Raw genomic sequence first — 11,398 nt, forward strand, 5'->3', positions numbered from 1 at the left:
TGACCCCGGCGGCGGGCCGGGCTGGGCGCGGCGCAGAGCCGTTGGGCGAAGAGCAGGGAGAAGGGCCGGGCAGCGCGGCCCGGCAGAGCGGCGAAAGCCTTAGCGGACGACGTGCAGGTAGTGCCGATGACGTTCGTACTGGTCGAGGATGTCGCCGATCACGCCATCGCGACTCCAACCCATCACGTCATAGTCCTGACCGCCTTCGCGCAGGTGAACCTCGGCGCGGAAGTATTTGCGCTCCTCGGTATCCCCGGTGTCGCGCATGACGAAGCTCGGCTGGGTGAACGAGCGCACCAGCACCGCATAGCGGAAATCCAGTTGCTCGCCGTGATGCACATCCAGGCTGACCTGCTGTTCCTCGCGCACCACCTCGACTTCCAGGCCCTGCTTGCGCAGTTCCTCGGCCACCGATTCGCACGCCGGGGCCACGGTCTCCTCGATGAAGCGCGTCACCTGCGACCGGCGCGGCATCAGCAGCATGCCGCGCAGCCGGCGCTGCCAGCTCTCGCCGTGTACTGCCGGTTGCGACAGGCTGACCGCCTGGAAGCGGATGCTGCGCTTGGTGGCGTCCGCGCCGAGCGCGCGAAACAGTCCCCAGATGCTCAACAGCAGGATCACCGAGAACGGCAATGCGCTGGCGATGGTCGCAGTCTGCAGCGCCTTGAGGCCGTCGGCGAGCAGCAGCGCGATGGCCACGATGCCCATCAGGGTCGACCAGAAGATGCGCTGCCAGACCGGCGTGCGGTCCTGTCCGCCAGAGGCCAGCAAGTCGACCACCAGCGCGCCGGAATCCGCCGATGTCACGAAGAACACCACTACCATCGCCACCGCGATCAGCGAAACCAGGCCGCTGAACGGCAGTTGTTCGAGGAAGGCGAAGAGCGCCAGCGAACTGTCCTGGTCCACCGTCGCCGCCAGCGACTGCAGGTTATCCACCAGAATGAAGTGGATCGCAGTGTCGCCAAACACGGTCATCCACAGCAGGGTGAAGCCGGTGGGCACCAGCAGTACGCCGCCGACGAACTGGCGAATCGTCCGGCCGCGGGAGATCCGCGCGATGAAAAGCCCCACGAAGGGCGACCAGGCGATCCACCAGCCCCAATAGAACAGCGTCCAGCCACCGATCCAGTCGCTGGGCTGGTAGGCATAGAGGTTGAAGGTCTTGCTGACGATTTCGGAAAGATAGGCGCCGGTGTTCTGCACGTAGGTCTGCAGCAGGAACACCGTCGGGCCGAGGATAAGCACGAACAGCAGCAGGATAACCGCCAGCGCCAGGTTGGTTTCCGAGAGGATGCGGATGCCCTTGTCCAGGCCGCTGGCCACGGACAGCGTCGCCAGGGAGCAGGTGGCGACGATCAGCCCGACCTGCACGCCGACGCTGACCGGCAGCCCGAACAGATGGTGCAGGCCGCTGTTGATCTGCGCCACGCCAAGCCCGAGGGAAGTGGCGACGCCGAAGACCGTTCCGAGAATCGCGAACACGTCCACGGCGTGGCCGATGGGACCGTAGATGCGCTCGCCAATCAGCGGATAGAGCGCCGAACGCAGGGTAAGCGGCAGCCCGTGGCGATAGCAGAAGAACGCCAGCATCAGGCCGACGATCGCGTAGATCGCCCAGGCATGCAGGCCCCAGTGGAAGAAGGTTATCTTCATCGCCTCGCGCGCCGCGGCGACATCGCCGCCCGCTCCGAACGGCGGGGTGATGAAGTGCATCACCGGTTCGGCGACGCCGAAGAACATCAGGCCGATGCCCATGCCGGCAGAGAACAGCATGGCGAACCAGGTGACGTTGCGGTAATCCGGCTCGCTGTGATCGGGGCCAAGCTTGATGTCACCGTAGCGACTGATGGCGAGGAACACCACGCTGATCAGGATGATCGCGACGGTGAGAATGTAGAACCAACTGACGTTGGCGATGATCCAGCGCTGGATTTCCTGGAACAGCGTCTGGGCCGTTTCTGGCATCGCCACGGTAAACAGCACCAACGCCAGGATGAGGACCGCAGCGCTGACGAATACAGGCGGATTGATCGTGCGGGTGGATGGTATCTCCATACAGTTTTCTCCGATTTTTCAATGCACTTCCCGCCGTGACCATTCCTGGCGGGCCGGCCACCTTAACAGCCATGGCTACCCGCTATGGACAACTCATGTGCCGGAACACTCCTCGCGCAAAGCCTTTTCCATAGCCAGGACGACCCCTTCACCTGCGTTCAGGACCCAGGGCGAATGCACGTGCTTGAGCGGCTCGACGGCTTCACCCGTGTTCGCCGATGGGGAAACCGGCAGTGTTCAACGAGACTCGCGCCATACCTGAGCGCCCCTTCGAGCCAGCCTCGGCCCGTGCGGCCCTGTAATCGAACTTTCGCCGCCCTCGCCTGCTTCACCATCGGCACCGACGATCACGGAATAGATGCGCAACGTCGCCGGGCGGCCTACCCGCCGAGCCGCGTGATCAGCGCCTATGACCTCGACCGGGTGGTGGCGCCCCGCTGCGCCGGTTGCTGTCGCTCATGGCCTTCCTTCCCTTAGGCCGGGCACGCGTTGCTCATCATCGGTAACGGCCGCCGGGGACTGTTGCCTTCTACCTTCATTCATCCGGCACCCGACGGCTGCCGAGACAGCAAAAGTTCCCCTTCACCGAACAAACTTTAGTACCGCTCGTCCGGTAACGAGGCGAGTGGGAGGGCCAGCAGCCTGCCCGGAACACACCTCGCGCGCGCCCCCTTTCGGCGCAACCGCAAACGCGTCGGCCTTTAACCAACCCCCTCACGCAAGCGTGGATTGCCTCACAGCGACCTGCCAATTCTTACCACTGGTCGGTCCGGTAGTTTTTTGCCCTGTTCCTAGCAGCGGCGAGCCTATCCCGAACACTATGAAATCAAATTCACCTCGAAACTTCGCCTTGCCAACTTGAGCAAGCTAACGAATTTCCAGGTTCTCACTTGAAGGCTGAACTTGTTCTGCCTCAGGACTGCATCCGCAGAGCCACATAAACATCGAGGCTCATCAGGTCTTTTTCCGCCATCATCTATTGCGCGTTAATTCGCTCGAATAAAAACAGTTGCAACAGGAACCTGTTTTTCCGCTGCGAAAGACTTCCTGGCGCCAGCGAAATGGCAACAGTGTTGAGGGAGAAGGCACTGCTTTCTGGTTGATCGCCGAACGGTAGTTGCATTCGCTTAGATTCATAACTGCATGAAAAATGCGACTGAACGCACAAAATGGCATTGTTCCGCCAGCGTCATTCGTCGAAAAAAAGCTGGATAAACGCATGGAAAACAACGAGATGGTGGCGACGAACGGCAATCCAGCTTTTTCCGGAAGCGACGATAAGCCATCCGACTGAAGAGGCGACCGTGAACCGGTTCGGCTTCAGCCACACCCGAAGCGAACCGTGTGAGCAGACAGAGCGTGTAGATCAACCCGACCCGTGAGATGCAGTCCAGTCGACCGTCAGGTACCTGAACGTAGTAGGCATCGCCAGGCGCATTGCGCCGATTCCTGATACAGCCAGCCCCGATGTTGTGATGAAACTTTGCGAAGTGCGCGTTACTTCGTTTAGCGGGCATCCCACGTTTTAAAAAAGTTGCAGTGAGTCATTCAACTGTTTTTCGGCCGTTATTAAAGGTCGCGGGAAAAGTTTGCCCGAAGAAATCCAAACGCCGTCTTCGACTGTATCGAATCGCGCTTCCGGGCGCGGTCCGGAACGACCGGAGAAGACCGTGAGAACCAGAAAACATGCCACCAGTCGCCGTTCGCCACACAGCCAAAACCACGTCCATCGATATGGAAACAAGGGGCCTTATGTCGTACTCCGATAAACCCGCCAGAATCCTCTTCTGCGCACTCAGCCTTGCCGTGATGACCGCCAACCTGGCATTCGCCGCGGACGCACCGGTCGCCAACGCGCCCGCCGCGGAAAGCCGCGTGATGGTGAAAAAGGTCGCCTTCACCGGCAACAAGACCTTCACCAGCGACCAGTTGAGCGCCCAGCTCGCCGCCGATCTCGGCCGCCCGCTGACGTTCAAGGACATCAACGCCCTGGCGAAGAAGATCGAGGCCTATTACCACCTCAGCGGCTATCGCCTGGCGAAGGTGGTGGTTCCGCAGCAGGATTTCGCTCATCAGGACGCCCTGCAGATGGTGGTGCTCGAAGGCTGGCTGGGCAAGATCGAAGTGAACGGCAACCAGCGCTACAGCGATCAGCGCGTGATCGACGCGCTCAAGGCCGGCGGCATCGAGACCTCCAAGCCGTTCACCCTGGAAGACGTCGAACGTGCGCTGACCCGCCTGAACCGTCAGTCCGGCATCGAAGTCAGCTCGACCCTGCAACCGGGCAAGGAGCTGGGCTCCACCGACCTGCTGGTGAACGTGGAAGAGTCGCCGCGCATCCAGGGCGCCCTCGAAGCCAACAACTACGGCAACGACAACACCGGCGAATACCGGGTGATTCCCAGCCTGCAGTTCGCCAACCTCAGCGGCCGCGGCGACGAGCTGAACCTGCTGGCGATGCAGTCCATCGGCGAAGGCGACCTGCACTTCGAGTACGTCGACTACAGCACTCCGCTCAACGCCGTCGGCACCCACGCCCATGCGTACTACTCGCAGGGCAACGTCGACATCGGCAGCCAGTTCCGCATCCTCGAGATCGAAGGCGACAACACCAGCTGGGGCCTCGGCCTGTCGCAGGACTTCGTCCGCTCGGCGCGCACGATCTACACCGCAGGTGCCTGGCTGGAATACCAGGATCTGGACCAGTCGATGCTCGGCCAGAGCACCGCCGAGGACAAGATCCGCAAGCTGCGCTTCAGCTTTGGCCTGGACAACACCGACCTCTACGGTCGCACCCTGGCCAGCCTCGACCTGCACCAGGGCCTCGGCGAAGCGCTCGGCGGCATGGACGACAGCTCGTCGATGTCCAGTCGTGCCTACGCCCACGCGGACAACGACTTCACCAAGCTGAGCTTCGACCTGACCCGCCTGCAGCAGATCAATGCCCGCCTGCTGGTCATTCCGCGCCTCTACGGCCAGTACAGCGCCGATTCGCTGGTCTCCAGCGAGCAGTGGGCGATCGGTGGCTTCGGCTCGGTGGCCGGACATCCGGCGTCGGCCTACTCCGGCGACCACGGCGTCACCGCGAGTGTCGAGGGCCGCTACTCGCTGTTCTCCGACAGCGACCGTTATCAACTGACCTCGCGCCTGGAACACGGCCGCATCTGGATCAAGGACCCGCTGCCCGAGCAGAACGACAGCGAAGACCTGACCGGTTTCAGCATCGGCCTCCTGGCCCGCCCGCTGAAGAGCGTCGACCTGCGTCTCGACTGGGGTCTCCCGGTCGGCGAGAAGACCGAGGACAGCTCCTACGTCTACGCCCAGGCGCGTTACCACTTCTGATCGACGGCCCCCATTCGAAGGATAAGCACTCATGTCACGCACAACCAAAAGTCATCCGTCCGTACTGACCGCGCTGTCGATCGCCCTCATCGGTGCCGGCTACGCCTCGTTCTCCCACGCCGCGCCGAGCGGTGAAACCGTGGTATCCGGCAGCGTCACCATCGACCGCAGCACGCTGAACCAGACGCTGATCAACCAGACCAGCGCCAAGGCGATCATCAACTGGCAGCAGTTCGATATCGATACCAACGAACTGGTCAAATTCGCCCAGGGCAGCCGCGACGCCGTCGTCCTCAACCGCGTGCTCGGCAACCAGGTCTCCAACCTCCAGGGCGCCCTGCAGGCCAACGGCAACGTCTTCCTGATCAACCCCAACGGCATCGTCTTCGGCGCCAACGCGCAGATCGACGTGGCCGGCCTGCTGGCCTCCACCCTCGACGTGGACAACACCGCCTTCCTCAACGGCAGCACGCTGAACTTCAGCGGCAACGCGCTGGGTTCGATCAAGAACCAGGGCGAGATCAAGCTCAACGCCACCGACGGCTTCGTCTACCTGGTGGCGCCGAAGGTCGATAACGCCGGGCAGATCATCGGTTATGGCGTGGCCAACGTCGGCCAGGTCACCGTTGCCGCGGGCAACCGCTTCAACGTCGACCTGCAGGGCAACAAGCTGATCAACTTCAACGTCTCCGCCGACGCACTGGGCGCCGCCACCAGCGACGCGGACGCCCTCGGCGTCAGCAACAGCGGCAGCATCAAGGCGCAGACCGTCGTGCTCGCCGGCAACAGCGCCAGCGGCCTGATGTCCTCGGTGGTGAACAACAGCGGCGTGATCGAGGCCACCGGCCTGAACATCAGCGCCGCCAGCATCCAGCAGGCGTCCAGCGGCAACATCAACGTCAGCGGCACCGCCAGCCTCACCGCCACCGACAGCCTGACCACCGCCACCGGCAGCAGCACCCGCGCCGCCACCCTGAACCTGGCCGTCACCGCCGACGGCGCCTCCATCGGTGCCGAAGAGAACGCCCTCAGCGTCGACGCCGACGTGCTCAACGCGCACGCCGTCAACGGCCACGTGCTGGTCACCGACGTCAACGGCGGCGTCGCCCTCGGCGAAGTCAGCACCGGCGACAAGAGCAACACCGAACAGCGCCGCGTGATCATCACCGCACAGAACGGCAGCATCACCTCCGCCGACAGCAGCAAGGTGAACATCACCGGCTGGTCGACCACCCTGCGTTCCGACGGCGCCATCGGCAGCGATGCCCAGGCGCTCAACACCCAGGTCGACGTGTTCAACGCCTCGACCCAGAACGGCGGCATCAACGTCGACAACACGCTCGGCCAGTTGCTGGTCGGCAACGTCACCGCCCGCGAAACCGTGACCGTCAACGGCCAGAGCACCTCGCTCGGCGCCATCGGCGATGCCAACGGCAAGGTCACCCTGTCCAACGGCGCCGCCGGCAGCAAGAACGTCAGCATCCGTTCGCAGGACAGCGTGTTCCTCACCGACGCCGTCTCCGCCACCAAGGACCTGACCATCACCTCCACCGACGGCGGCGTGTTCAGCGCGGCCGACGCGGTCACCCTGACCGGCAAGACGCTGACCCTGAACGCCGGCAAGAACGTCGGCGACGCCAGCCGCGCGCTGAACATCCAGAGCGAGACGCTGAACGCCAGCGCCGCCGACGGTGGCGTCTACCTCACCGAAAGCAACGGCCTGACCATCGGCAACATCCTCGCCGGCGGCGCCAGCCACGACGTCGCCGTGCGCGTCGCCCAGGGCAACGTCGCCCTCGGCAGCATCGCCGCCACCGGCAAGGTGAGCCTGTCCGCCGACAACGGCGCGATCACCGACAACAACGGTAGCGCGATGAACCTCAGCGGCAGCGAACTGACGATCAGCGCCAACAACGCCATCGGCACCGCCGCCAATGCCCTGGAAACCTCCGCCGACGCCATCGCCGCCAGCACCAAGGTGGCCCAGGCCGGCATCTACCTGAGCAACGACAAGGCCCTCAATGCCCTCAGCCTGAGCACGCCGAACGGCGACGTGCAGGTCGGCATCGACGGCGGCTCGCTGAGCCACAACCACAGCACCAACGCACTGGCCCTGACCGACGCCAGCGGCCTCGACCTGTCCTTCACCAACAGTGCCGCCGGCATCCTGGTCAACGGCCTGGCCCTGGGTGCGGGCAACAGCCTGAACCTGGTCGCCGCCGGCAACATCACCAAGGGCAGCGGCAGCATCCTGGCGAAGAACGTCAACCTCGACGCCAGCGGCAGCATCGGTGGCGCCAGCGCCCTGCTGACCAAGGCCGAGGCACTGAACCTGCTCAGCCGCAACGGCACCATCAACGTCGACAACCAGTCCGCCAGCCCGCTCAACCTGACCGCCAGCGCCACCGGCAGCAGCGGCGCGGTGACCGTCAAGCAGGCCGGCGATCTGCAGGTCAAATCGGTACGCGCGACCAACGCCGTGGCCCTGACCGCAGGCGGCGCCATCAGCTCCGCCGCGAGCAACGGCGCACCGGCGGTGACCGCCGCCTCGCTGAGCCTCTACGGCAGCGAGATCGGTTCGGCCAGCAAGGCCTTCAACAGCAGCGTCAGCGGCCCCGTCGCACTGACCAGCACCGGCGACCTGTACGTCCAGAACACCGGCGCGATCAGCCTGCTGTCGGCCAGCGCCACCGGCCGGATGGTGCTGAACAACAGCGGCGACGTGGTGCTCGGCACCCTGGAAGCCGGCGACTCCATCGCCTTCAAGGTCAGCGGCACCGTCACCGACGGCAATGGCGACGACGCCAACTTCGTCACCAGCGGTCTCACCGTCAACGCCAAGTCGTTTGGCACCAGCGGCGACAAGCTCGAACTGCACGTCGACAGCCTGGTGATCGATACCGCCAACGGCGGCATCTACGCGCGTCAGACCGGCGGCCAGCCGCTGGCCCTGATCAGCGCCACCACCGGCGGCAGCGGCAGCCACGTGGCCATCGACGCCGACGGCGACATCAACCTCGGTACCATCAATGCCGGCGGCAACAACGTCAGCCTCAGCGCCGCCGGTGCCATCGAAGATGCGCGCAACGGCAACAGCGCGGCCAACGTCAGCGCACGCTCGCTGGACATCCGCGCACCGGGCGGCATCGGCAACAACGGCGACCTGGCACTGGACGTCAGTTTCCTCTCCGCGGCGGGCGGCACGGGTGGCGTCAAGGCCTCCAACGCCGGCGCCATCGCGGTGGACAGCACCACGCTGACCGGCAAGGGCCTGAGCGAAATCTCGATCATCGCCACCAGCATCACCGTGCTGAACAACAACGGCGGCATCATCACCATGGACGGTGGCAAGCTGAGCATGACCGCCACCAACGGCAACATCGTGTTCATCAACCAGAAGGACACCATCTACCTGCCGGGTGGCGGCAGCATCAGCCTGACCGCGCTCTCCAAGTCGGAACTGGATGGCTACAACGGCGTCATCGTGGCCGGCAACCTGAAGACCGACAACGGCGACATCAGCCTCGTCGCCCAGTCGAACATCACCATCGGCATGCTCGACGCCGGCACCGGCGGCAACGTCAAGGTGGAGTCGCGCAAGGGCATCATCCTCGACGGCAACGGCACCGCGGCGAACATCCGTGGCAACCACGTCAGCCTCAGCGCCAGCACCCCGGCGCTGCGCGACGCCGAACTCAGCCGCGACACCGCCATCGCTGACTACTCGGCGAAGGTGGCCGAGGCCGCCGCCAAACTGCTGCAACTGGAAATCCTCCAGCAGCAGCTCAAGAGCTACGAGGCGATGGTCACCAGCGCCACGCTGCAGGACCAGTTGGCCGCACTGAACGAGTACCTCACCCAGGTCGCGGTCAACACCCAGCAGGCCACCGTGGACACCATGTCGGCGAAAGTCGACGCGCTGAACACCGCGCTCAACGCCGCCACCGTGGTGCGTAACGCCGCCGCGGTGATCGCCGGTGCCGCACAGGCCGTGCCGTTCTCCGGTGACGCCGGTGCCGACGCCGCCTTCGCCGTGGTCGACCTGGTGATGTCCGCCGCCTCCCTGGCGCTGGACAGCTACGAGCGCTACACCCTGGCGCCGGCCCAGGACACCCTCACCGAGCTGAACAACCAGCTCGATGTGGCGCAGGCCGCGGTGAACACCGCCGCGACCAATCTGGTGACCACCACCACCATCCGCGACACCACCCAGACCTCCCGGGACATGGCGGACCTGGCGGTGTTCAAGGCCAACGTGGCGCGCGATGCCAGCGAGCAGGTACGCAAGCAGGCGGTCAGCGCCTACGACCTGAACAAGGACATCGACAGCTCGGCCGACAAGCCGCTGGGGATCATCGCCAACCGCCTCGACGTCAACCAGGGCGGCACGCTGAACACCAGCCTGTACCTCAACTCCACCGGCACCCTCGGCCTGGGCGACATCAACGTAGCCAGCGGCAAGCAGATCATCGCCAGCACGCTGGGCAACCTGAACGTCGTCGGCAACGTGAAGAGCGACACCTTCATCGGGTTGAAGGCCAGCGGCGCCATCCAGGGTGCCGGCGGCACGCTGATCGCCCCGGACCTGTCGCTGCTCGCCGGCAACGGCATCGGCACCCAGCAGGGCGTCGCCACGCGGACCGAGCGTCTCGCAGCGGCCGGCGGCCACGACGGCGTCTCGATCAGCAACGCCAACGGCGGCAAGCTGCTCACCGTTTCCACCCAGGGCGCGGTGACCGGCGTCTCCGGCGACGGCGACATCAGCCTAGACACCGACGGCTCGCTGGTACTGGCCAACGCGATCAGCGACACCGGCCTGAGCCACACCGTCAGCCTGACCGCCGGCGGCAGCATCCGCGGCACCCAGGCGGCCGGTCTGGTGGACGTCTCCGCCCAGGGCCTGCAGGCCATCGCCGGCAGCGGCATCGGCCAGTCCGGCGATGCGCTGCAGGTGAAGCTGGAAAGCCTCTACGCCAACGGCGGCACGGGTGGCATCTACGTCAACAACCAGGGCACCCAGACCCTGGAACTGACGCCCACCTACGCCTCGCTGTTCCGCAGCATGAACCTGGTGTCCTACCCGGCGCTCAAGGCCACCGGCGGCGCCATCCAGGTGACCACCGCGGGCGATCTGCAGGTGAACGGCGGCGTCAGCCAAACCGGCACCGGCGATGTGACCCTGAACGCGGCGGGCGACATCCAGCAGAGCGCGGCGATCAGCACCAACAATGGCGCGATCACGCTGAATGCCAACGGTGACGTGCAGCAGGATGCGGCGATCAACACCACCAAGGGCAACATCGTCATCAAGTCCGGCGGCGACGTACACCAGGCCGCGGCGATCGCCAGCGGTGCCGGTAGCGTGGCGATCAACGCGGGCGGCGACATCGATCAGGACAGCACCATCAGCACCAAGGGCCGTGGCGCCATCGCCCTCGTCAGCGGCGGCTCCATCGACATGGGCAACCTGGCGAAAACCACCTCGGACAGCGGCAACATCAGCTACTCCGCGAAGGACCGCCTGAGCATCGGCCAGATCGAAACCAGCTCCGCGCGCAGCGGTGGCACGGTGACCTTCATCGCGCCGCAGATCCTCGATGCCATGCCCGGCGTGGGCAACGTCAAGGGCTGGGTAGTGGACGTCAAATCGCCGAGCACCAGCTCGGGTCTGATCAAGGACCTGGTGGGTGATCTCGGAGGTGCGGCGCAGGTCAACCAGGACGATCGACTGATCGGCGGCAACCTCACCGAGGACACCCGTCGGGCGATGGACAACCTGGTGCACACCGCGCTGCAGCCACGCAACCCGGCGAGCAGCCTGCTCGTCGCCGGTCCGCTGAACGCCGGCGACATCCGGCCCGCCACCGGCTTCGAAGAGGACGGTAACGGCAACCTGGTGTTCGAAGCGAAGTAAACCAGCACTGCAGGACCAGAGGCCGCCGGGGCCACCCCGCCGCCGGTTTCATGGGGGCAGGCAACTCGCCCCCATACCCCCCCC

Annotated in this window: 4 protein-coding genes; 3 read left to right on the forward strand and 1 reads right to left on the reverse strand. The window is 65.0% G+C overall.

The window, feature by feature from the left end:
* Window positions 1–99 precede the first annotated feature (99 nt).
* Window positions 100–2,058, reverse strand: coding sequence for a choline BCCT transporter BetT (betT, locus tag QMX85_RS22330; RefSeq protein WP_282344597.1), 1,959 nt, complete (start codon window positions 2,056–2,058; stop codon window positions 100–102).
* 1,150 nt (window positions 2,059–3,208) lie between these two features.
* On the opposite strand from betT, the gene QMX85_RS22335 reads away from it, so the two are divergent.
* The 3 genes from QMX85_RS22335 to QMX85_RS22345 all read left to right on the forward strand — a co-directional run bounded on the left by QMX85_RS22335 (window position 3,209) and on the right by QMX85_RS22345 (window position 11,314).
* A complete protein-coding gene (locus QMX85_RS22335) occupies window positions 3,209–3,352 on the forward strand; it encodes a hypothetical protein (protein ID WP_282344598.1) in 144 nt (47 codons plus the stop codon).
* A gap of 458 nt (window positions 3,353–3,810) precedes the next feature.
* Window positions 3,811–5,400 carry a ShlB/FhaC/HecB family hemolysin secretion/activation protein gene (locus QMX85_RS22340; protein WP_282344600.1) on the forward strand — a complete coding sequence of 530 codons (1,590 nt, stop codon included), beginning with the start codon at window positions 3,811–3,813 and terminating at the stop codon, window positions 5,398–5,400.
* A gap of 31 nt (window positions 5,401–5,431) precedes the next feature.
* Complete coding sequence (locus QMX85_RS22345; RefSeq protein WP_282344602.1) at window positions 5,432–11,314, forward strand: filamentous hemagglutinin N-terminal domain-containing protein; 5,883 nt, start codon at window positions 5,432–5,434, stop codon at window positions 11,312–11,314.
* The last annotated feature ends 84 nt before the right edge of the window (window positions 11,315–11,398 follow it).

Source organism: Pseudomonas sp. PS02288 (assembly GCF_029959715.1).
GTDB classification, from domain to species: domain Bacteria; phylum Pseudomonadota; class Gammaproteobacteria; order Pseudomonadales; family Pseudomonadaceae; genus Pseudomonas_O; species Pseudomonas_O kuykendallii.

What these genes read in the sequence shown, in the direction of transcription:
- betT (WP_282344597.1), bottom strand. Translation starts at nt 2,058, where the DNA reads ATGGAGATACCATCCACCCGCACGATCAATCCGCCTGTATTCGTCAGC.
- QMX85_RS22335 (WP_282344598.1), top strand. Translation starts at nt 3,209, where the DNA reads ATGCGACTGAACGCACAAAATGGCATTGTTCCGCCAGCGTCATTCGTC.
- QMX85_RS22340 (WP_282344600.1), top strand. Translation starts at nt 3,811, where the DNA reads ATGTCGTACTCCGATAAACCCGCCAGAATCCTCTTCTGCGCACTCAGC.
- QMX85_RS22345 (WP_282344602.1), top strand. Translation starts at nt 5,432, where the DNA reads ATGTCACGCACAACCAAAAGTCATCCGTCCGTACTGACCGCGCTGTCG.